Source organism: Mycolicibacterium aubagnense (assembly GCF_010730955.1).
Classification (GTDB): Bacteria; Actinomycetota; Actinomycetes; order Mycobacteriales; family Mycobacteriaceae; genus Mycobacterium; species Mycobacterium aubagnense.
This window is the reverse complement of sequence record NZ_AP022577.1, coordinates 5,616,010-5,637,414: the sequence shown is the minus strand read 5'-3', so window position 1 is coordinate 5,637,414 and position 21,405 is coordinate 5,616,010. Positions and strand designations below refer to the sequence as shown.

The window sequence follows — 21,405 nt, the reverse complement described above, 5'->3', positions numbered from 1 at the left end:
GTCAGTAGACGCGGCCGCGCAGGATCACCAGCGCGGGGTGGTCGAGCACCCCCGGCACCCGCGGGTCGTCGGCGTAACAGACCAGGTCGGCCGGTGCGCCGTGCTCAAGTGCCGGACGCCCCAACCACTTTCGCGCGTCCCAACTGGCCGCCCCCAGCGCTTCCGTCGAGCTCAGACCCACGCGGCCGAGGGCGGCGACCTCGTCGGCGATCCGGCCGTGGGCGATCATGCCGCCCGCGTCGGTGCCCGCATAGATCGGCACCCCGGCCTCGTGCGCGGCCCCGACGCGCTGCGGGCACGTCGCGTACAGATCGCGCATGTGCTTGGCGTAGGCCGGGAACTTGGCCGCCTTCTCCGCGATGCCGGGGAAATTCTCGATGTTGATCAGGGTCGGCACCAGCGCCGTACCGTGGGCCAGCATCAGTTCGATGGTGGCGTCGGTGATCCCGGTGCCGTGCTCGATACAGTCGATGCCGGCGTTGATCAGCCCCGGCAGCGCCTCCTCACCGAATACGTGCGCCGTCACCCGTGCGCCGTTGGCATGCGCGGCCTCGATGGCTTGTTTGAGGACGCCGTCGGACCACAGTGGGGCCAGGTCGCCCACTCCCCGGTCGATCCAGTCGCCGACGAGCTTGACCCAGCCGTCACCACGACGGGCCTGTTCGGCGACGTACTGCGGCAGCTGCGACTCGTCCTCGATGTCGATCGGCAGCCCCGGCAGGTAGCGTTTGGGCCGGGCCAGGTGCCGACCCGCCCGGATGATCCGTGGCAGGTCATCGCGGTCGTCGAAGCCGCGGGTGTCCACCGGCGAACCGGCGTCGCGCAGGAGCAACGCCCCGGCCTGCCGCTCGGTCTCGGCCTGGCGCTCTGCCTCGTCGAGCTCGACGGCGCCGCCCGGACCGAGGCCCACGTGGCAGTGCGCGTCGACCAGGCCGGGGATGATCCAGCCACCGTCGAAGATCGTCTCCGCGCCGGCGACGGGTTCGGCCGACAGCACCCCGCCGTGTATCCACCACTGCACCTCGTCGCCGTCGGGCAAGCCTCGACCGCGCACGTGCATCGGGGCGAGCGGAGCGACGGGAGAAGCCGCTGCGGTCACGCTATTTCTTCGGGAACTTCAGCTGCGACAGATCGAAATCGGCAAGGCCCGGCGGCAGCTCGTTGAGCCCCTGGGGCATGTTGGACAGGTCCGGGAAGCCGCCCGGCAATGCGCTGGGATCGAGGCCGAACGGGTTGGCGGCCTTCGGCGGCGTCGGCCCCCGCCCGCCCTTCTTCTTGCCGGCCTGCTTGTTCTTGCCCTTGGCGGCCTTGCGGGTGTTCTTGCGGCCGAACGGCATTCCCATCTGACCGGCCATCGCAGACATCATCTTGCGGGCCTCGAAGAAGCGGTCGACCAATTGGTTGACGTCGGCCACCGTCACGCCGGAGCCGTTCGCGATGCGCAGCCGCCGCGAGGCGTTGATGATCTTCGGGTCGGATCGTTCAGCGGGGGTCATACCGCGGATGATGGCCTGAATGCGGTCCAGGTGGCTGTCGTCGACAGCTGCCAGGGCTTCCTTCATCTGACCGGCACCGGGCAACATGCCCAGCAGGTTTCCGATCGGACCCATCTTGCGGATCATCAGCATCTGCTCGAGGAAGTCCTCGAGCGTGAGCTCGCCGGAACCGATCTTGGCCGCGGCTTCTTCGGCCTTCTTCTGGTCGAAGACCTGCTCGGCCTGCTCGATCAGCGTGAGCACGTCACCCATGCCCAAGATGCGCGACGCCATGCGGTCGGGATGGAAGACGTCGAAGTCTTCGAGCTTCTCGCCGGCGGAGGCGAACAGGATCGGCGCGCCGGTGACCTCACGCACGGACAGCGCGGCACCACCGCGGGCGTCGCCGTCCAGCTTGGTCAGCACGACACCGGTGAAGCCGACGCCCTCACGGAAGGCGTTGGCGGTGGTGACGGCGTCCTGACCGATCATCGCGTCGAGGACGAACAGCGTCTCGTCAGGCTTGACGGCGTCGCGGATCGCGGCGGCCTGGGCCATCAGTTCTTCGTCGATACCGAGGCGGCCGGCGGTATCGACGATCACGACGTCGAAGTGCTTGGCCTTGGCCTCGGCCAGACCCGCGGCGGCCACCGAAACCGGGTCACCGGTGGTCATCTGATCGATGGTCACGCCGCCGGGCGACACTCCCGGGTGCGGGGCGAAGACGCTGACGCCCGCCCGCTCACCGACGATCTGGAGCTGACTGACCGCACCGGGGCGCTGCAGGTCGCAGGCCACCAGCAGCGGCGTATGTCCTTGCTCGGCAAGCCATTTCGACAGCTTGCCGGCCAGGGTGGTCTTACCGGAACCCTGCAGACCCGCGAGCATGATGACCGTCGGCGGGGTCTTGGCGAATGCCAGCTGACGCGTCTCACCACCGAGGATGCCGATGAGCTCCTCGTTGACGATCTTGACGACCTGCTGCGCCGGGTTCAGCGCACCGGAAACTTCGGCGCCCTTGGCGCGGTCCTTGATCCTGCCGATGAACTCGCGCGTCACCGGCAGCGACACGTCGGCTTCGAGCAGTGCCAGGCGGATCTCGCGGGCCGTGGCGTCGATATCGGCGTCGGTCAGCCGGCCCTTGCCGCGCAGACCCGACAGCGCACCGGTCAACCGGTCGGACAGGGATTCAAACACGGGACAAGCCTAACGGGCGGCTGGGTCTGGCCTGGAGCGCACTGTCGTGGATAGTCTGGTCACGCACGTAGCCAGATCGTCCCGGAGGCCCTGTGACAGCGATCGACATGCCCCTGCCCGGAGTACACCGCGCTACAGACGATGTGGTCGCCACCACGCACGTCAGCCAGTGCACGCTGTGCGAGGCGCACTGTGGAATCCACGTCACGGTGACCGACGGCAAGGTCAGCCGCATCGAGGGCAACCCCGACGACGTCTTCTCGAAGGGCTATATCTGCCCCAAGGCCACCGCTATGGGTGCCCTCCACCACGATCCCGACCGGCTGCGCACCCCGATGCGGCGGGTCGGCGACAGTTTCGAGCCGGTGAGTTGGGACGAGGCCTTCGCCGAGATCGGGGCCCGACTGCGTCGCATCCGCAAGGAGCACGGGGTCCGCTCGGCCGGGATGTACCTGGGCAACCCGGCAGCGCACAGTTCGGGCGCGTTCTACGGCCTGATGTTGCGGGCGGCCCTGCTGACCCCGAACTTCTTCTCGGCCTCCACGCTCGACCAGATGCCTCACGAATATGCCGCGTGGCGGGTCTTCGGCTCCAACGTCCTGGTCCCGATCACCGATATCGACCGCACCCAGCGGCTGGTGATTCTCGGCGCCAACCCCGCGGTGTCGAACGGTTCGATGTCGATCATGCCGGGCGCCAAACGCCGCATCAAGGCGATCCGCGAACGCGGCGGCACCGTCGTCGTCATCGACCCCCGCCGGACCGAGACCGCCCGGATGGCCGACCAGCACGTGTCGGTGCGCCCCGGCGGCGACGCGTACCTGCTGCTGGGCATGCTGCACGTGCTGATCAATGAAAACCTTTGCGATACAGCGGCTCTCGATCAGATCGCGACCGGATGGCACGAACTCAAGGGATTGGTCGGCGGCGCCAGTCCGGAGGCTGTCGCACAGCGCGCCGGGGTGGACGCGGAGACGATCCGCACCTTGGCGCGCGAGCATGCAGCCGCGGAATCGGCCGCGATCTACGCCCGGATCGGGATCTGCCAACAACAGACCGGGACCCTGGTGAGCTGGCTGGTCATGGTCCTCAACACGGTCACCGGCAACCTGGACCGCGCGGGCGGAACCATGTTCTCCACGCCGATCGCCGACCTGCCACGGCTGGCCAAGTATGTCCCGGTGGGACACGGGGCGTGGACCGACCGGTCCGGCCGCTACCAGTCCTTCCGTGCCGAGCTGCCCGCCGTCGCGATGGCCGACGAAATCCTCACCCCCGGGGACGGCCAGATCCGCGCGATGATCACCTACGCCGGCAACCCGGTGTCGTCCGTCCCACAGAAGGGCCGACTCGGCGAGGCGCTGGCATCGCTGGATCTGTATGTGGCAGTGGATATGTACGTCACCGAAACCACCCGGCACGCGGACTTCATCCTGCCGCCGGTGTCACCGCTGGAGCGCGAAGACGTCGGGCTGTTGACCACGATCTTCAGCGTGCGCAACAACATTCGCTACCAACACCGGTCCTTCGACCCGCCCGCAGGCGCTTTGGAGGACTGGGAAATCCTCAGTCGCCTGACCATGGAACTCCTCCCGGCTCCGCTACGGCAATTGACCGCGCCGCTGCGCACCCCGCTGATCCAGTTCGCCAACCCGATGCGGATGGCCGCAGTAGCGCTGGCAACCGGACCTTATGGGCGAATCCGCAAGGGCCGCAAGGGAAAGTCAATGGACGACCTGCGGTCCAGCGCCGGCGGCCTGGACCTCGGTCCACTGCATCCGCGGCTGCGCAAGGTGATCGCCACCCGCGACCGCAAGGTGGCCCTGGCGCCTCCCGAGTTCGTGGCGGCCGCCGTCCAGCTGCTCGACAAGGCGGCGAACAACACTGACGACTCCGGCCGCGATCTGCAGCTCATCGGCCGGCGTCAACTGCGCAGCAACAACTCCTGGCTGCACAATCTGCCGTCGATGACAGGCGGCTCCAACAAGTGCACGCTGCTGATGCATCCCTCCGATGCTGATGCGCGCCGGCTCACGCAAGGCGACATGGTCCGGATCACCTCGGCGGTCGGGCGCATCGAGCTGCCGCTGGACCTCAGCGACGATATCCGCCCGGGCACCGTTGCGGTTCCGCACGGCTGGGGCCACACGAACACCGGCTGGCGCCATGCCGATAGCCTGCCCGGCGCCAATGTGAACGACCTCCACGATCCGGCGTTGGTAGACCCCTTCACCGGGACGGCGGCCGTCAACAACACCTGGGTCAACGTGAGCGCCGGCTGAACCGGTCTCAGCTGGCGGCTGTTGCGGGCTTGACCGGCGGCGGGGCGGGCAGCACCGCATACAGATCCTGCTCGAACGCGGTCCGGGCCTCGGCGGCCGTGAAGGCCTCGGGAACCGCCAGACCGAAGGCGTCGACGACGGTCGCGCCGAGCGTCGTCACCTTCGCCCAGGCGACGTCCACGTCCTTGTGCTCGACCACGGCGGCCAGCCGGGCGAGTAGGCCGGGCCGGTCGGCGCTGCGAATCTGTACCACCAGTTCACCAGCCGAGGAGCCTGCAAACCACCGCACGCGCGGCGGCGCGATCGCGTGGTAGCCGGGCACGGCTGCCGGAATCTCACCGGCGCGCCGGGTCGGGGCAGGTGTTTCCTCGTCGCGCTGCTCCAGCGCGGCGATCACGTCCAGCTCACCGTCGAGCGCCAAGATGAACTGCTGGCGCAACAGTTCGGCGGCCGGTGGCGAGCCGAAGTGCGGCGACACCACGAACGTGTTGATTGCCAGCCCCTCGTGGCTGTTGACCGACGCCGAGTGCACGCGCAGCGAGTGCAGCGCCAGGACCCCGGCCGCTTTGGACAGCAGGCCGCGCCGGTCCGGAGCGATCATCGTGACGTTGAACAGGTGTGGGCTGTCGGCCACCGCCAGCTCGACATGGACACCGGATTGGTTGGCCCGCGAAAGTAGTTGCGGATCAATGGGGTCGGGGTGCGGCAGGCTCTCCCCCGCCATCACCAGCCGGCACCGCCGGACCAGATCGCCGATCAGAGAAGCCTTCCAGTCGCCCCACACACCGGGGCCGGTGGCCAGTGAATCTGCCTCGGCCAGCGCGTGCAGCAACTCCAGCAGCAGCGGGTCGCCGCCGAGCGCGTCGACCACCGCGGCAATGGTCTTGGGGTCCTGCAGGTCTCGACGGGTCGCGGTATCCGGCAGCAGCAGGTGGTAGCGGACCATCTTGACCAGCACCTCGATGTCCGCCGGCCAGAGGCCCAGTCGGAGACCGATCTGGTTGGCCAGCTCGGCACCGATGGCGCTGTGGTCGCCGCCCCGCCCCTTGCCGATGTCGTGCAGCAGCGCGCCCAACACCAGCAGATCGGGCCTGTCCACCCGGGTGGTGAAAGCGCTTGCCCGGGAGACGGTTTCGATCAGATGCCGGTCGACGGTCCAGATGTGGACGACGTCGCGTGGCGGTAGATCGCGGATCGCGCCCCACTCCGGGAACAACCGGCCCCACAACCCGGTCCGGTCGAGGGCTTCGACGGTGGCCACCGCGCCCGGCCCGGCCGTCAACATCACCAGGAGGTCGTTGAGTGCTTCCTTGGGCCACGGGGCCCGCAATTCGGGCGCCGACTCGGCCAGCCGCGCCAGCGTCGAGGCCGCGATGGGCAGTCCGTTGGTGGCCGCCGCCGCGGCCACTCGCAGGATCAGGCCCGGATCGCGCTGCGGCTTGGCGTCGCGAGCCAAGATGACCTCACCGCCGAACTCGAGCACGCCCTCGTCGAGCGGCCGTCGTACCGGTCGCTTGAGGGCTGCGAAGCCTCTGCGCGGCAAGGCATTCCCCGCGGTACGCACACCGGCGTCCACGTAGAAACTGATGGTTCGGGCAGCATCGCTGATCATCCGCGCGAGATCGAAGCGGTCACCGATGCCCAGCGCGCCGCCGACCTCGTCGGCGTACTGGGCCAGCACCATCTCGCGTCCCTTGTGCGAAACGCGATGCAGTTCGGTGCGGACGTTGAGCAGGGCCAGATGCGCCTCGCCCAGAGTGCCGATCGGTGATGCCACCGAACGGCTCGGGTAGACATCGGCCAGCTGCGCCATGGCCAGCGCGTTCAACAGCTGCACATCACGCAGGCCGCCGCGGCCGTTCTTCAGATCCGGCTCGGCACGGTGCGCGATCTGACCGGAACGCTCCCACCGCGCCGCGGCATGCTCGATCAGTTCGGTGAAACGGGACGTGATCCCGGTCCGCCATTGCCGCCGGGCACCGCCGACGAGTAGGGACGACAGATCCGAATCGCCGGCGATGTGCCGCGCATCGAGCATGGCCAGCCCCGCGGAGATGTCACCGGCCGCGGTCTTGAGTGCCTGCGGCACGGTCCGGACGCTGTGGTCCAGATGAATGTTGGCGTCCCACAACGGGTACCAGAGCGCCTCGGCGACCTCGGTGACGACGTCCTTCGGCAGATCGTCGTGCAAGAGCATCAAATCCAGGTCCGAGTACGGCAGCATTTCCCGCCGTCCGAGCCCGCCGGTCGCCACGATGGCGAAGCCGCTGGTCTCGGTGATACCGATCTCGGTTGCCTTTGCGGCAAGCCAGAATTCGTACAGATCAACCAGAGCTTCGCGCAACGCCGCCGAATCGAGCCGGCGCGCGCCGCCGGCGAGCAGCTGCTCGACAGCGGCGCTCAGGTCGCTTGCCGGACGGGGTGATCCCGCTGCCGAAGCCTGCGAAACCGAAGTGTCGTCGGCCCCGGCAGCGGAATCTGGTGTCTGCATGGTCATCTGGTGGTCAGCTGCCGTCAGATGGCGTCGCTGCCCCGTTCGCCCGTACGGACGCGCACCACGGTCTCGACGGGCGTGACCCACACCTTGCCGTCACCGATCTTGCCCGTCCGCGCGGCCTGCACGATGACATCCACGACCTTGTCGACGGACGCGTCGTCGACAATGACCTCGACCCGCACCTTCGGCACGAAGTCCACCGAATACTCGGCGCCACGGTAGACCTCGGTGTGGCCCTTCTGCCGCCCGTAGCCCTGCACCTCACTGACGGTCATCCCGAGGACGCCCATCTGCTCCAGGCCGGTCTTGACGTCTTCGAGCGTGAACGGCTTGACGATCGCCGTGATCAACTTCATTTGATCAATTCCTTCCAAATACCCGTGGCTGCCATCTTGAATTCTTCCCGATCATCACACGAGTTCATAAGCGGTTTCCGCGTGCTGCGATTCGTCGATACCACTCGCCTCATCTTCCTCGTTCAGCCGCAGCCCGATTGTGTACTTGATGATCAACGCCAGGATCAGCGTGGCAGTGAACGAGTACGCCAGCACGGAGAACGCGCCGACGGCCTGCTTCTCCAGCTGGGCCCAGCCGCCACCGTAGAACAAGCCCTTGACCGCAGCCGGCGCTTCGTCGGTGGCGAACAGACCGATCAACAGCGTGCCGGTGAGACCACCGATCATGTGCACGCCCACGACGTCAAGCGCATCGTCGAAGCCGAGCTTGAACTTCAGGCCGACGGCCAAGGCACACACCGCACCACCGATCAGGCCGATCGCCAGCGCACCGACGACGTTCACCGACGAACAGGACGGCGTGATGGCCACCAGCCCGGCGACGATGCCCGACGCGGCACCCAGCGTAGTGGCATGTCCGTCCCGGATCCGCTCGACGAGAAGCCAGGACAACATTGCCGCAGCGGTGGCAATGGTCGTGGTGGTGAAGGTTTCCGCAGCCGATGCATTTGCCGACAGCGCCGAACCGGCGTTGAACCCGTACCAGCCGAACCACAGCAGGCCGGCACCCAACATCACGAACGGCAGGTTGTGCGGCCGCATCTTGGTGGTCGGCCAGCCCTTGCGCTTGCCCAACACGATGCATAGCGCCAGACCGGCAGCGCCCGAGTTGATGTGGACGGCGGTACCACCGGCGAAGTCAATTGCGTTGAGCTTGTTGGCGATCCAGCCACCGTGATGGATGACCTTCCCGGCGGCATCCTTCACGTCGAAGTCGAACACCCAGTGCGCAACCGGGAAGTAGACGACCGTCGCCCACAGTCCTGCGAAGACCAACCAGCTGCTGAACTTCAGCCGATCGGCAACCGCGCCCGAGACCAGGGCGACTGTGATGATCGCGAACATCAGCTGGAACATGACGAAAACGAGCGCAGGGATAGTGCCGAACAGCGGGATGTCGACTTCCGGTACGGCGGCGACTGCCGCAACACTGCCGCTGGCGGGCACGGCGGCTACCGCCGCGGCACCGTTGACGGCAGTGAACATGCCCTTCAGCCCGAAGAACTGAGCCGGGTTGCCGAACAGATTGCTGGTGTCATTGCCGAACGACATCGAGAAGCCGTATAGGACCCACAACACCGTCACCAAGCCCATAGCGCTGATGCTCATCATGATCATGTTGAGCACGCCACGGGCACGCACCATACCGCCGTAGAAGAACGCCAGGCCTGGCGTCATCAGCAGCACAAGTGCGCTGCTGGCCAGCATCCAAGCCGTGTCCCCGGAATTGGGGACACCCATTATCGGGAATCCATCCACTGGCCGCTTCCTCCTTCACCTATGTCACGGGCGGATGCCAATGACCTAGGCCAGAACTTTGCGCATCGGTTGTTTCGCCGACAGCGCGCGCGCGTTTCACATATGTGAACGGATTGACCAGTTACGTTTCGGCGCGGTTAATGACACCTCTCACGCCTGCTGAGCAGACGCGAAAACCTCCAATTTCGCGGGAAATACGGGGTTTTCACTCTCCCCCGCGAGCGGGCGGCGCCCCCAGCTCGCGGGGGTTCGGTTATCCCAAGAGGGCGTCGACGAATGCCCCGGGTTCGAAGGGCGCCAGGTCGTCCGGCCCCTCGCCGAGGCCGACGAGCTTGACCGGCACACCGAGCTCCTGCTGCACCCGGAACACGATGCCACCCTTTGCGGTTCCGTCGAGCTTGGTGAGCACCACGCCCGTGATGTCGACCACCTCGGCGAAGACGCGGGCCTGCGGCAGGCTGTTCTGTCCGATGGTGGCGTCGAGGACCAGCAGCACCTCGTCGACCTTGGCGCGCTTCTCGACCACGCGCTTGACCTTGCCCAGCTCGTCCATCAGGCCGGTCTTGGTGTGCAGGCGGCCCGCCGTGTCGACCACGACCACATCAGCACCCGCTGCGATGCCCTTGTCGACGGCGTCGAACGCCACGGAGGCCGGATCGGCGCCCTCGGGACCGCGCACGATGTCGGCGCCGACGCGGGCGCCCCAGCTCTGCAGCTGGTCGGCAGCAGCGGCGCGGAAGGTGTCGGCCGCCCCGAGCACGACGCGGCGGCCGTCGGCGACCAGCACCCGGGCCAGTTTGCCGACGGTGGTGGTCTTGCCGGCTCCGTTGACGCCGACCACCAGCAGCACCGACGGCTTGTCGGCGTGCGGGAGTGCCTTGATGGACCGGTCCAGGTCGGTCCGCAGTTCGTTGATCAGCACCTCGCGCAGCACCGCGCGGGCATCGGCCTCGGTGCGCACGTTGGCCTCGGCAATCCGGCTGCGCAGCGCGGCGACGATCGATTCGGTGGCGACCGGCCCCAGGTCGGCGATCAGCAGGGTGTCTTCGATGGACTCCCAGGAGTCCTCATCCAGGTCGCCGCCGCCCAGCAGGCCCAGCATGCTGCGACCCAGCGTGGTCTGCGACTTGGCCAGGCGGCCCCGCAGCCGCTCCAACCGGCCGGCAGTGGGCGCGATCTCGTCGCGCGGGGCGACCTCGGGTTCGGGTTCGGGTTCGGGTGCAGCCTCGGGTTCGGGAGCGACAGTCGGCTCCGGCGCCGCCACGATGTCCGGCTCCGGCTCGGCCAGGACTTCCGGCTCTGCCACGACTTCCGGCTCCGGGAGCTGGACATCGGCAATGGTCCGCTTGCGCGAATCACGCGGAATCTCGGCGTCGTCGCCGACGGTCGGCAACTTCTCCGCGGTGTCGGAACTACTGAACGTGATGCCCGACGACGCCGTGTAGCCGCCGGAGCGGTCCAGCTTCGGCGTCTCCTCCGGCGCGGCGAGCGAGATGCGGCTGCGCCGGTAGCGGACGAATCCGACGACCAGGGCAGTGACAACGAGAACTGCGACGACCGCTAGCGCGATCCAGAGACCTTCCGACACCGTGCCATTCTGTCAGCCGCACCGTAGCTGCCCGCGCGTGGCGCTGACTCTGCGGTAGTGGCCGGGGAAGTGTGAGTGGCCGCCGCACTGGACGCCGGGGGAACCCTTACGAGGGTTTGGAGACCAACTCCTGGCCGCGCATGCGCTGCGAGATCACCTGCGTGATGCCGTCGCCCTGCATCGTGACGCCGTACAGCGCGTCGGCGACCTCCATGGTCGGCTTCTGGTGCGTGATGACGATCAGCTGCGACTTCTCCCGCAGTTGCTCGAAAAGGCTGATCAGACGGCGCAGGTTCACGTCGTCCAGCGCGGCCTCGACCTCGTCCATGACGTAGAAGGGTGACGGGCGTGCCCGGAAGATCGCGACCAGCATCGCGACGGCAGTCAGCGATTTCTCACCGCCGGACAGCAGCGACAACCGCTTGACCTTCTTGCCCGGCGGACGGGCCTCGACCTCGATGCCGGTGGTGAGCATGTCGCTGGGGTTAGTCAGCAGCAGCCGGCCCTCGCCGCCCGGGAACAGCGTCGCGAACACCTGGGTGAACTCCTGCTCGACGTCGGTGTAGGCCTCCGTGAACACCCGCAGGATGCGCTCGTCGACATCGGCGATGACGTCCATCAGGTCCTTGCGCGCGCCCTTGACGTCCTCCAGCTGAGTGGACAGGAAGTTGTAGCGCTCCTCAAGCGCGGCGAACTCCTCGAGTGCCAAAGGGTTCACCCGGCCGAGCTCGGCCAGTTCCTTCTCGGCCTTCTTCGCGCGCCGCTCCTGGGTGGGCCGGTCGAACGCCATCGGCACGGGCGCGGTGACCTGCTCGCCGCGTTCCTTGGCCTGCTCGTATTCGGCCATCTCCAGTTCGGTCGGCGGCAGCGGCACATCCGGGCCGTACTCGGCGACCAGGTCGGCCACCGCCATCCCGAACTGCTCGAGCGCCTGTTGCTCAAGCTGCTCGATGCGAAGGGCCGCTTGCGCTTTCGCGACCTCGTCGCGATGCAACGCCTCGGTCAGCGCGCCCGCGCGGGCGCTGAGTTCGGATACTTCCGCCCTGACGCGCGTCAATCCCTCTGAACGCTGGGCTCGCTCGGTGGCCAGTGCGTCGCGCTTGCGTGCCGCCAACGCCACTGTCGCAGCGAGCTTTTCGGCAACCAGCCGGCCGGAGTCGGCAACCGCGGCGGCGACCTTCGCCGCGTTCTCCCGCGCTTCCCGGGCCCGCGCCGCCCGCGCCCGGGCCTCACGTTCGGCCGCCGCGGCTCGGCGCAATGAATCTGCCCGTCCGCGAACGGCATTCGCTCGTTCTTCAGCGGTCCGCACCGCCAGCCGGGCCTCGACCTCGACCGCTCGCGCCTCTTCGGCGGCCGCCGTCGTCTCGGAGCGGTCGACGAACTCGACGTCGAACATCGGCTCCTGCTGGGCGTTGTGCAAGCGGTCTTCCAGCTCGGCCAGCTCGGCCAGCGTGCGGCCGCGGCCGGCTTCCAACTCGTCGCGCTGCGCAATCAACTGCTGCCATTCGGCATCGGCGGTCCGGGCCTCCTGCCCCAGCCGAGCCAGGTGCTCGTAGACCGACGAGATGGTGGCATCAGATTCATGCAGCGCGGCCAATGCGTGTTCGACGGCATCCCGCCGAGCCGACTGTTCGGCGAGCGCGCCCGCCAACGCGGCACCGAACTCGCTGGTCTGTCGCTCGGCGTCGATCAGCGCGGCGCGTGCCTTCTCGACCTCGGATGTGATCTCCAGCGCGCTCGGCTTACGGTCCGACCCGCCGCTGACCCAGCCGGCGCCGACCAGGTCGCCGTCCGCGCTCACGGCCCGCAGCTCCGGGCGCGCCGCGACGAGCTCCAACGCCGCCGGCAGATCCGCGACCACCGCAACGCGCGCCAGCATCGCGCTCATCGCGCCCGCGAGCCGGGACGGCACTTCGACCAGATCCAGCGCCCACTGGGCACCGGACGGCAATTCCCCACGCGGCGAAGCGGTTTCACCGGGCCAATCGCCGAGCACAATGGCCGCGCGACCACCGTCGCCCTGCTTGAGCGCGGCCACCGCGGCGCGGGCGGCGTCGAAACTCTCGGCCGCCAGGGCGTCCGCTGCCGCACCCAGCACGGCCGCGATCGCCGTCTCATGACCGGGCCGCACCTTGACCAATTCCGCTACCGAGCCGAAAAGCCCTGAGCCGTCATGGTTTTTCAGCAGCCACGCGGACCCGTCTCTGAGGTCGAGAGTCACCGACAAGGCTTCGATGCGGGCCCGCAGCGAAGAAACCTGGTTCTCGACGGCACGCTCGGCAGCCTGCAACTCCTCGACCCGTGCGTCGGCCTGACGCATGGCCGTGATGGTCCGATCGTGATGCTCATCGAGCCCGTACTCGCCGGCATCCAGCTCACCGACCTTGCTCTGCACAAGTTCGAACTCGGCCTTCGCCTGCTCGACCCGGGCGGCGGCTTCCTCGATGCTGCCGGTCAGCCGGACCGCGCCCTCGTCGATCGACTCGATGCGGGTGCGCATGGTGTCGACCTGACCGGACAGCCGGGCCAGTCCTTCACGACGGTCCGCCTCGGCCCGCGCCGCCGCCATCTGGGCCCGCTCCGCGTCGGCCGCGGCACGTTCACACTCGGCCAGCGCACCGCGGGCGGCCTCCAGCCGGGTCCGTGACTCGGCGAGCTCGGCGAGGAGTTGTTCCTCGTGCTCCGCGACGGCGTCGGCCTCGGCATCCAGCGCATCCGGGTCCGGCCCGGTCGACATCTCGGGATCGGAGTCCAGCAGGGTGGTGCGCTCGGTGGCGATGCGCACGGTGGCGCTGACCCGTTCCGCCAACGCGGACAGCCGGAACCAGGTCTGCTGGGCGGCCTCGGCACGGCCGGACAAGCCCGACACCGCTGCTTCGTGGCCGGCCAGTTCCGCTGAGGCGGCTTCCAGACGCTCGGTCACCTCGCCGTGCTCGCGACGCAGCGCGGTCTCGGTCTGGTTGGTGTCGTCGAATTCGGCCTGCCGGGTCACGAGATCGTCGGCGGCCAGCCGCAGCCGGGCGTCACGCAGATCGGCCTGGATGGTCTGGGCGCGGCGCGCCATCTCGGCCTGCCGGCCCAGTGGCTTGAGCTGACGACGCAGTTCGGTGGTCAGGTCGGTGAGGCGGGCCAGGTTGGCCTGCATGGCGTCGAGTTTGCGGACCGCTTTTTCCTTGCGCCGGCGGTGCTTGAGCACGCCGGCGGCTTCCTCGATGAAGGCGCGACGGTCCTCGGGGCGCGATTCCAGAATCTCCGACAGCTTGCCCTGGCCGACGATGACGTGCATTTCGCGGCCGATACCGGAGTCGGACAGCAGTTCCTGCACATCCATCAGCCGGCAGTTGCTGCCGTTGATCTCGTACTCGCTGGCGCCGTCGCGGAACACGCGGCGGGTGATCGACACCTCGGAGTATTCGATCGGCAGGGCGTTGTCCGAGTTGTCGATGGTCAGTGTCACCTCGGCCCGGCCCAGCGGGGCTCGCGACGAGGTGCCGGCGAAGATGACGTCTTCCATCTTGCCGCCGCGCAGGGTCTTGGCGCCCTGCTCGCCCATCACCCAGGTCAGGGCGTCGACCACGTTCGATTTGCCCGAACCGTTCGGCCCCACCACGCAGGTGATGCCGGGTTCGAAGCGAAGAGTCGTCGGCGACGCGAAGGACTTGAAGCCCTTCAACGTCAGACTCTTCAGATGCATGGGGTGAAACCCTACCGTCGCGCCGGTTAAATGCCGGGGACCCCTGCCCTAATTGCCGCACTCCTCAACGCGGCTCGTGGCCCCCGCTTGATCGTCGTACGGCGGGGCTCCTACCGCTCGGAAAAACCGTCGATCGGGTCGCCCGCGGCGGCCCAGTCGTCGACCACGGTGGTCACCGTGCCCGGGGTCGTGCCACCGCGCAGGAGTTCCAACAACCGCTCGCAGTCGGCGCGCGAACCCTGCGCCACGACGTGCACGCGGCCGTCCGGCTTGTTACTGGCGTAGCCGGTGAGGCCCAACTCCAGTGCCCGGGCCCGGGTCCACCACCGGAACCCGACGCCCTGCACCTGGCCGTGTACCCACGCCGACAGCCGGACTTCCTCGGTCACTTGTCGGCGAACTCGAAAGCGACTTCGGTGCCCGCCTTCAGCGTGCGGCCCACCGTGCAGACCTTGTCGATGGCCCGCTCGACGACGATCTTCAATCGCTTGACCTCGTCCTCGGACAGGCTCGAGAGGTCGAGTTCCATGGACTCCTGCAGCAGCGGATAGACCTCGTTCTCCCGGTCCGGCGGTCCCGAGACCCGGATGGTGGCGTCGTAGTCGTCGCCGAGCCGGGTGCGCAACGGCGCGTCGCTGCTCATCCCGCTACACGCCGCCAAGGCGATCTTGAGGAGTTCACCAGGGGTGAAGACGCCCTCGACGTCCTCGGATCCGACGAGGACCTCTGCTCCACGCGAGCTGTACCCGGTATAGCGGCGCACCCCGGTCCGTTCGACCCACAGTTCCGTCATGCGTCATTTGTACCGTGCCCGGGGGGCCGCTTTGCTGCCGGTGACCCTGGTGAGCCGGTGTTACGTTGAATGCCAGCACAATTCATTGGGGGAACCAGCCATGACGTATCCGCCGCCCAACCCTGGGCCGGGGGCCCAGCCGTGGCAGCCTGCACCCGGCTACGGACAATCCGCCGGGTATGGACAGGCGCCGGGCTACGGGCAACCGGCCGGGTACGGACAGCCCGCCGGCTACGGGCAACCGGCCGGGTACGGACAGGCACCCGGGTACGGACAGGCACCCGGGTACGGACAGGCACCCGGGTACGGACAGGCCCCGGGCTATCCGATGGGTCCCGGCTACGGACAGCCGCCCGGGTATCCGATGGGGCCCGGCCATCCCGGCGCACCCCAACCGAATAATCAGAAGAAGCTGCTGATCGGCGGGCTGGCCTTGTTGGCGGTGATCGGCATCGTGATCGGCGTGGTCGTGTGGACCTCGGATTCCGGTAGCGGGCTCAGCGCCCTGGGCGGCAACTCCGACGAGGAGCAGATTCGCAGCTTGATGAGCTCGCCGACGTCGTTGAAGGACCACCGGTGCGCAGCAGACGACAAGTTCCTCAGCAAGTATCCCGGCCTCGCCGACGCCTCGGGGAAGAAAGCGCCCGTCGGCCCCAAGGTGAAGGTCACCGTCAACAGCGTCGACGTAACCGGCGACCGTGCCACCGTGAACGTCACCACGCATGCCGAAAGTGGGAGGGAGACAACCACCACCATCTACTTCCGCAAGGAAGGCGGCGAATGGAAGTACTGCCTCACCGATTCGCCGGAGATGCAGAAGATTCAGCAGCTGCCCGGGATGAAGTAGGGCCGGGCCGACCGGCGTTTCCGGTGGTAGGCGGTCCGCGGTGTTACGTTGGACGGCAAGCACAGTTCACAGGGAGCGACCACATATGACCTATCCCCCGCTCGGGCCGCAGCCAGGCTCTCAGCCGTGGCAGCCGCCGCAGCAGCCTGCACCCGGGTTCCCGCCGAGCGGCTACGGCCAACCGGGATACGGCCAACCGGGTTACGGCCAACCGGGATACGGCCAACCCCAACCCGGACCCACGTACGGCCAGCCCGCCTACGGGCAGCCGACCTACGGCCAACCCGGGTACGGCCAACCGGGCTACGGACAGCCGCCGGGTTACCCGGTAGGTCCGGGATTCCCCGGCGCACCGCAACCGAAATCGAATGGCCCGAAGTGGGCGCTGATCGGTGGCCTGGCGGCCATCATCGTCATCGGCATCGTGCTCGCCGTGGTGCTCATCTCGAACTCCGGTGGCGGGCTCAGCGCTCTGGGCGGCAACTCTGACGAAGATCAGATTCGCAGCCTGATGAGCTCCGGACCGTCGTCGATCAAAGACCGAGCCTGCGCCAACGACCAGAAGTTCTTCAGCAAGTTCCCCGGCATCGCTGACAGCACCGGCACCAACCCGACCGGCGCCAAGAGCAAAGCGACCGTCGACAGTGTCAACGTGACCGGTGATACCGCCACCGCGGAAGTCACCGCGACGTCGAGCACCGGCCTCGAGCGTTCCGGCACGCTGTACTTCCGCAAAGAAAGCGGTGAGTGGAAGATCTGCTTCACCGACTCACCGCAACTGAAGCAGCTACAGAACCTGCCCGGCATGAAGTGACCGACCTGTAACTTGCCCGGCCGCGGTTGGCATTTCGGGCAGTCAAGCTGGTGTTACGTTGGACACCAAGCACAGTTCACAGGGAGCGCGCAGACATGACCTATCCCCCGTCCGGCTCGGATCCGGGCGCTCAGCCCTGGCAGCCGCCACAGCAGCCGCCCGAGGGATACGGCCAGCCCGCGTACGGCCAACCGGTCTACGGGCAACCCGGCTATGGGCAGCCTGCCTACGGACAACCGACCTACGGCCAGCCTGAGTACGCGCAGCCAACCTACGGCCAGCCACAGTACGGGCAGCCTGCCTATGGCCAGCCGCAGTACGGCTACCCCGGCGCCTACGGCCAGCCCGGCTACGGGCCGGTCCCCGGGTATCCGATGGGTCCGGGATACCCCGGCCAGCCCGGGTTCCCGCCGCCCGCTCCGCCCAATCGGAACCGAATGTTCGCGCTCATCGGTGCGGGGATTTTCGCCGTCGTCCTGGTCGTCGTGGTCGTCATCCTCATCGCGACGTCAGGTTCGGACTCGCAGTCGGCGTCCGGCAACAGCGGAGTGACGGCCGCCGTCCCGGCGTCGGAAGAGGATCAGATTCGCGACCTCATGACGGCGCGCATCGACACCTTCGACGATTTCAAGGCGCACTCCTGCGCCAATGACGTCAAGCTCTACGACAAGCTGCCCTCGATCGCAGGCAAGTTCGACAAAGGCAGCGACAGCCCTGGTCCGACCGGCGGCGCCGAGATCACCGACATCAACGTCAACGGCGATCGGGCGACGGTGGACGTCAAGTCGTCCAGCGGGACCACCACGAATGTCCCGCTGCGTAAAGAAGGCGGCGAGTGGAAGTTCTGCATGACGGATTCGCCGAAGTTCAAAGGTCTGCCCGGACTGAAGTAGCCGGTACCGTCAGATCCCGCGCGGGATCCGTGGCCGCGGTTGGCATTTCGGGCAGTAGTACGACGAGCGGTTCATGAACTTCTCCCGCCGGATCGCCGTGCCACAGCGGCGGCATGGCTCACCCTCCTGGCCGTAGGCGTCCAGTGACCGGTCGAAGTATCCGGACTCGCCGTTGACATTGACGTACAGCGAGTCGAACGACGTGCCGCCTTGCGCCAATGCCGAATTCATCACATCTGCCGCGTGGCCGAGCAGTTCCCCGAGCCGGCGCCTGGCCAACGCCGAAGCCGGCCGAAAGCCGTTGACCTGCGCTCGCCACAGCGATTCGTCGGCGTAGATGTTGCCGACACCCGACACCACGGTTTGGTCCAGCAGCTGACGCTTGATCTCAGAGTCCTTGCGCCGCAAGACGTTCACCACCGAATCCGGATCGAATGCGGGATCCAGCGGATCGCGCGCGATGTGCGCCACGGGCAGCGGGACGATGCTGCCGTCGACCTCGACGAGGTCGCAAACCTGCCAACCACCAAAGGTGCGTTGGTCGACGAAGCTCAGCTCGGTGCCGTCGTCGAGCACGGCCGTGATCCGCAGGTGCGACGGCCGCGCGGGAGGCCCGATCAACATCTGGCCGCTCATCCCCAGGTGCACCACCAGCGCCTCGTCACTGTCCAGAGTGAGCCACAGGTACTTGCCGCGGCGCCCCGTTCCCGTGATCCGGCGTCCGGCCAGCCGGCCCGCCAGATCCGCGGGACCGTTGTCGTGCCGTCGCACCGCGCGCGGGTGCAACACCGTGACAGTGGTGAAACCCTTTGTCACGAGATGTGTTTCGAGGCCGCGACGGACGACCTCGACTTCGGGGAGTTCAGGCATTGCTGACGGCGTCAGAGTCAGGGTGGACTTCGGGACTGGCTTCCAGCACCTGGTACGCCGCCGCGGCGGCATGTTGTTCGGCTTCCTTCTTGGTGCGCCCGGTGCCTTCGCCGTAGTCGACGCCGCCGACCACCGCGCGTGCGGTGAACTCTTTGTCGTGCTCCGGGCCCGTGGACGTCACGATGTACGACGGGACGCCGATCCGGCGGGCTGCGGAGAGTTCCTGCAGGCTGGTCTTCCAGTCCAGACCCGCGCCCAGACTCGCCGCGGTATCGAGTGCGGCGCTGAACAGTCCCATCACCACGGCCTGGGCCACCTCGTGGCCATGTTCGACATACGTTGCGCCGAGCAACGATTCGAGTCCGTCAGCCAGCAGATTGGCTTTCTGCGCACCGCCGCTGGCCATCTCGCCCCGGCCCAGCAGCAGGTAGCCGCCCAGCCCGTCCGGGGGCAGGTTCCGCGCGATTTCCGCCAGTGCCTGAGTGTTGACGACCGCTGACTTGAGCTTGGCCAACTCGCCTTCGCTGCGGTCCGGGTACCGGCGGAAAATCTCGGCGGTGATCACCAGACCGAGCACGGCGTCGCCCAGGAACTCCAACCGCTCGTTGGTTGGCAGACCGCCGTTCTCGTACGCGTAGCTGCGATGAGTCAGAGCCACAGTCAGCAGATCGTCGGGCAACCGCACGCCCAGCGCTGCGAGAAGCGGCGCACGATCTACCGTCATAGACCGCCCTCCGGCGAAGCACCGTCGGCGTCGGGGCTGTCCGGCATCAATGCCGACAACTTCGCCCACCGCGGGTCGATCTTGTCGTGGTGATGGCCTGGTTCGGCGTCCAGCAGGCGCACCCCGCAATCGGGGCACAAGCCCGGGCAGTCCGGGGTGCACACCGGCGAGAACGGCAGCGTCAGCCCGACCTCGTCGATAATCGACTGCCCGAGGTCGACGGTGTCATCGACGACGTGACCGACTTCGTCTTCCTCCGTGGTGGCCTCGGTCGTGCTGTCGGGGTAGGCGAACAGCTCGGTGAGGTCGACCGTGACATGCCCGGACAGCGGGTTGAGGCACCGCGAACACTCGCCGGAGGTCGGCGCGGATACCGACCCTGTCACCAGCACGCCTTCGGACACCGACTGCAGTTGCAGATCGAGGTCGATCGGCGCGCCGGCCTCGATCGCCATCAGATCCAGGCCGATCCGCTCGGGACTGGGCACGGTTTCGACGTGCGTAATCATCGACCCGGGCCGTCGGCCCAATCGCGCAATGTCAATGGTCAGCGGTCTCGGGCCAGGCATTGGACAATCCTACGTCGGCGCCGGTCATCGACCGGACGCCATTCCCGCCAACCGATTCAGCGCTGCGCGTAGTCGTGCGTGCCCGCTGCGGTACGCAGCTGGTGCCGGCCCCGGCTGACCGAACGCAGCGTGCCCTGGAGGTGCTCCTCGAACTCGGCGAGCTTGGTGTCGACGTAGATGTCGCATTCGCCCCGCAGGCGGTCGGCCTCGGCATGCGCGGAATCGACCATGCGGGTGGCCTCGGCGTGGGCGGTCTGGACCACCTCGGTCTCCGACACCAGGCGCTGCTGCTCTTTGATGCCCTCCTGCACGGCCTTCTCGTACGAGAGGTTGCCGCTCTCCAGGAGCCGGTCGACCTCGGCCTTGGCCCGGTTGGTGCTGGCCTCGTACTCGCGCTTGGCGGTGGCGGAGATCCGGTTGGCCTCTTCACGGGCCTCCCCGACCATGCGCTCGCTGTGCGCACGCGCCTCGGCGACCATGCGGTCGGCCTGAGCCTTGGCGTCGGCCAGCAGCCGGTCGGCCTCGGACCGAGCGTGATTGACCAGGGAATCCGCCTCGGCCGTGGCCGACGACACCATCGAGTCGGCGTGCTGCTTGGCTTCGCGCAGCATCCCGTCGCGGGCATCCAGAACATCCTGGGCGTCGTCCAGTTCACCCGGGATCGCGTCCTTGATGTCGTCGAGAAGTTCCAGGACATCGCCCCGCGGCACCATGCAGCCCGCGGTCATCGGCACTCCACGTGCCTCTTCCACGATCGCGCCGAGCTCGTCCAGCGCCTCAAATACTCGGTACACGGCAACATCCTCCAGGCGTAGTTGTTGTTACCAGTGTGCCTGGTGTTACTCGTGTGACTCCGCTTTGGCGGCCGGTGTGTCGCGCAGAACTATCCAGCCAGCTTGGCCTGCAACCGCTCGTTCACCGCTGCCGGCAGCAGGTCGGTGACGTCGCCGCCGAGGGCCGCCACCTCCTTCGCCAACGACGACGACACGAAAGAGAACTGCGGCTTGGTGGCGACGAAGAAGGTGTCGACACCGGCAACGTGTCGGTTCATCTGCGCCATTTGCAACTCGTACTCGAAGTCGGTGCCGGTGCGCAGTCCCTTGACGATGGCCGTCAGCCCGCGCGCCCGGGCGAAGTCGACGACAAGCCCCGATCCGGTCTCGGCACGCAGGTTCGGCAGGTGCGATGTCGCCTCGGTGATCATCGCGATGCGTTCCTCGCCGGTGAACATGCCCTTCTTGTTGGGGTTCACCAGCACCGCCACCACCACCTCGTCGAACTGGGCTGCCGCCCGCTCGAAGACGTCGAGGTGACCAAGGGTTATCGGGTCGAAGGATCCCGGGCAGACCGCACCGCTCATAGCCCAAGACGGTACAAGGCCCGGGCA

Annotated in this window: 18 protein-coding genes; 4 read left to right on the top strand and 14 right to left on the bottom strand. The window is 67.6% G+C overall.

Annotated features, from left to right (window positions below; translation table 11 throughout):
* Position 1 precedes the first annotated feature (1 nt).
* Positions 2-1,060, bottom strand: coding sequence for an amidohydrolase family protein (locus G6N59_RS26905; protein ID WP_138230079.1), 1,059 nt, complete (start codon positions 1,058-1,060; stop codon positions 2-4).
* Positions 1,061-1,100: 40 nt separating this feature from the next.
* The gene (gene ffh, locus G6N59_RS26900; RefSeq protein WP_138229951.1) at positions 1,101-2,672 is read right to left on the bottom strand and encodes a signal recognition particle protein; all 1,572 of its coding nucleotides are present in this window, start codon (positions 2,670-2,672) and stop codon (positions 1,101-1,103) included.
* A gap of 107 nt (positions 2,673-2,779) precedes the next feature.
* On the opposite strand from ffh, the gene G6N59_RS26895 reads away from it, so the two are divergent.
* Positions 2,780-4,954, top strand: coding sequence for a molybdopterin-dependent oxidoreductase (locus G6N59_RS26895; RefSeq protein ID WP_138230078.1), 2,175 nt, complete (start codon positions 2,780-2,782; stop codon positions 4,952-4,954).
* Between the two features lie 7 nt (positions 4,955-4,961).
* Here the strand turns inward: G6N59_RS26895 and G6N59_RS26890 are convergent, their stop codons facing one another.
* The 7 genes from G6N59_RS26890 to G6N59_RS26860 all read right to left on the bottom strand — a co-directional run bounded on the left by G6N59_RS26890 (position 4,962) and on the right by G6N59_RS26860 (position 15,301).
* Positions 4,962-7,451: a [protein-PII] uridylyltransferase gene (locus G6N59_RS26890; protein WP_163911792.1), complete on the bottom strand. Its 2,490-nt coding sequence runs from the start codon at positions 7,449-7,451 to the stop codon at positions 4,962-4,964.
* A gap of 17 nt (positions 7,452-7,468) precedes the next feature.
* Positions 7,469-7,807 (bottom strand): P-II family nitrogen regulator, encoded by a 339-nt coding sequence (locus G6N59_RS26885; protein ID WP_138229949.1) that lies wholly within the window; start codon positions 7,805-7,807, stop codon positions 7,469-7,471.
* A 54-nt stretch (positions 7,808-7,861) separates the two neighbouring features.
* Positions 7,862-9,226 carry an ammonium transporter gene (locus G6N59_RS26880; RefSeq protein ID WP_235678700.1) on the bottom strand — a complete coding sequence of 455 codons (1,365 nt, stop codon included), beginning with the start codon at positions 9,224-9,226 and terminating at the stop codon, positions 7,862-7,864.
* Positions 9,227-9,479: 253 nt separating this feature from the next.
* Complete coding sequence (gene ftsY / locus G6N59_RS26875) at positions 9,480-10,814, bottom strand: signal recognition particle-docking protein FtsY (protein ID WP_138229947.1); 1,335 nt, start codon at positions 10,812-10,814, stop codon at positions 9,480-9,482.
* Positions 10,815-10,920: 106 nt separating this feature from the next.
* Positions 10,921-14,508: a chromosome segregation protein SMC gene (gene smc / locus G6N59_RS26870; RefSeq protein ID WP_138229946.1), complete on the bottom strand. Its 3,588-nt coding sequence runs from the start codon at positions 14,506-14,508 to the stop codon at positions 10,921-10,923.
* Positions 14,509-14,618: 110 nt separating this feature from the next.
* The gene (locus G6N59_RS26865) at positions 14,619-14,897 is read right to left on the bottom strand and encodes an acylphosphatase (protein WP_138229945.1); all 279 of its coding nucleotides are present in this window, start codon (positions 14,895-14,897) and stop codon (positions 14,619-14,621) included.
* Positions 14,894-15,301: an OsmC family protein gene (locus tag G6N59_RS26860; RefSeq protein ID WP_138229944.1), complete on the bottom strand. Its 408-nt coding sequence runs from the start codon at positions 15,299-15,301 to the stop codon at positions 14,894-14,896. Before G6N59_RS26860 ends, G6N59_RS26865 begins: the two co-directional genes overlap by 4 nt.
* Before the next feature lie 100 nt (positions 15,302-15,401).
* On the opposite strand from G6N59_RS26860, the gene G6N59_RS26855 reads away from it, so the two are divergent.
* The 3 genes from G6N59_RS26855 to G6N59_RS26845 all read left to right on the top strand — a co-directional run bounded on the left by G6N59_RS26855 (position 15,402) and on the right by G6N59_RS26845 (position 17,855).
* Positions 15,402-16,148 carry an Rv0361 family membrane protein gene (locus G6N59_RS26855; protein ID WP_138229943.1) on the top strand — a complete coding sequence of 249 codons (747 nt, stop codon included), beginning with the start codon at positions 15,402-15,404 and terminating at the stop codon, positions 16,146-16,148.
* A gap of 85 nt (positions 16,149-16,233) precedes the next feature.
* Positions 16,234-16,962 carry an Rv0361 family membrane protein gene (locus tag G6N59_RS26850; protein WP_138229942.1) on the top strand — a complete coding sequence of 243 codons (729 nt, stop codon included), beginning with the start codon at positions 16,234-16,236 and terminating at the stop codon, positions 16,960-16,962.
* A gap of 95 nt (positions 16,963-17,057) precedes the next feature.
* Positions 17,058-17,855, top strand: a complete 798-nt coding sequence (locus G6N59_RS26845; protein WP_138229941.1) for an Rv0361 family membrane protein — start codon at positions 17,058-17,060, stop codon at positions 17,853-17,855.
* A gap of 9 nt (positions 17,856-17,864) precedes the next feature.
* On the opposite strand, the gene mutM is transcribed toward G6N59_RS26845, so the two are convergent.
* From mutM to coaD, 5 genes are all read right to left on the bottom strand, one after another.
* Entirely contained in the window at positions 17,865-18,725 is an 861-nt protein-coding gene (gene mutM, locus G6N59_RS26840) for a bifunctional DNA-formamidopyrimidine glycosylase/DNA-(apurinic or apyrimidinic site) lyase (RefSeq protein ID WP_138229940.1), read from the bottom strand.
* Entirely contained in the window at positions 18,718-19,449 is a 732-nt protein-coding gene (rnc, locus tag G6N59_RS26835; protein WP_138229939.1) for a ribonuclease III, read from the bottom strand. Before rnc ends, mutM begins: the two co-directional genes overlap by 8 nt.
* Positions 19,446-20,018, bottom strand: a complete 573-nt coding sequence (locus G6N59_RS26830) for a YceD family protein (protein WP_179970242.1) — start codon at positions 20,016-20,018, stop codon at positions 19,446-19,448. The genes rnc and G6N59_RS26830 overlap by 4 nt, the downstream gene beginning before the upstream one ends.
* Positions 20,019-20,074: 56 nt before the next feature.
* A complete protein-coding gene (sepIVA, locus tag G6N59_RS26825) occupies positions 20,075-20,812 on the bottom strand; it encodes a cell division protein SepIVA (RefSeq protein WP_138229938.1) in 738 nt (245 codons plus the stop codon).
* An 89-nt stretch (positions 20,813-20,901) separates the two neighbouring features.
* The gene (coaD, locus tag G6N59_RS26820; RefSeq protein ID WP_138229937.1) at positions 20,902-21,378 is read right to left on the bottom strand and encodes a pantetheine-phosphate adenylyltransferase; all 477 of its coding nucleotides are present in this window, start codon (positions 21,376-21,378) and stop codon (positions 20,902-20,904) included.
* Positions 21,379-21,405 lie beyond the last annotated feature (27 nt).

What these genes read in the sequence shown, in the direction of transcription:
- G6N59_RS26905 (WP_138230079.1), bottom strand. Translation starts at nt 1,060, where the DNA reads ATGCACGTGCGCGGTCGAGGCTTGCCCGACGGCGACGAGGTGCAGTGG.
- G6N59_RS26895 (WP_138230078.1), top strand. Translation starts at nt 2,780, where the DNA reads ATGCCCCTGCCCGGAGTACACCGCGCTACAGACGATGTGGTCGCCACC.
- G6N59_RS26890 (WP_163911792.1), bottom strand. Translation starts at nt 7,451, where the DNA reads ATGACCATGCAGACACCAGATTCCGCTGCCGGGGCCGACGACACTTCG.
- G6N59_RS26885 (WP_138229949.1), bottom strand. Translation starts at nt 7,807, where the DNA reads ATGAAGTTGATCACGGCGATCGTCAAGCCGTTCACGCTCGAAGACGTC.
- smc (WP_138229946.1), bottom strand. Translation starts at nt 14,508, where the DNA reads ATGCATCTGAAGAGTCTGACGTTGAAGGGCTTCAAGTCCTTCGCGTCG.
- G6N59_RS26860 (WP_138229944.1), bottom strand. Translation starts at nt 15,301, where the DNA reads ATGACGGAACTGTGGGTCGAACGGACCGGGGTGCGCCGCTATACCGGG.
- G6N59_RS26855 (WP_138229943.1), top strand. Translation starts at nt 15,402, where the DNA reads ATGACGTATCCGCCGCCCAACCCTGGGCCGGGGGCCCAGCCGTGGCAG.
- G6N59_RS26850 (WP_138229942.1), top strand. Translation starts at nt 16,234, where the DNA reads ATGACCTATCCCCCGCTCGGGCCGCAGCCAGGCTCTCAGCCGTGGCAG.
- G6N59_RS26845 (WP_138229941.1), top strand. Translation starts at nt 17,058, where the DNA reads ATGACCTATCCCCCGTCCGGCTCGGATCCGGGCGCTCAGCCCTGGCAG.
- mutM (WP_138229940.1), bottom strand. Translation starts at nt 18,725, where the DNA reads ATGCCTGAACTCCCCGAAGTCGAGGTCGTCCGTCGCGGCCTCGAAACA.
- rnc (WP_138229939.1), bottom strand. Translation starts at nt 19,449, where the DNA reads ATGACGGTAGATCGTGCGCCGCTTCTCGCAGCGCTGGGCGTGCGGTTG.
- G6N59_RS26830 (WP_179970242.1), bottom strand. Translation starts at nt 20,018, where the DNA reads ATGCCTGGCCCGAGACCGCTGACCATTGACATTGCGCGATTGGGCCGA.
- coaD (WP_138229937.1), bottom strand. Translation starts at nt 21,378, where the DNA reads ATGAGCGGTGCGGTCTGCCCGGGATCCTTCGACCCGATAACCCTTGGT.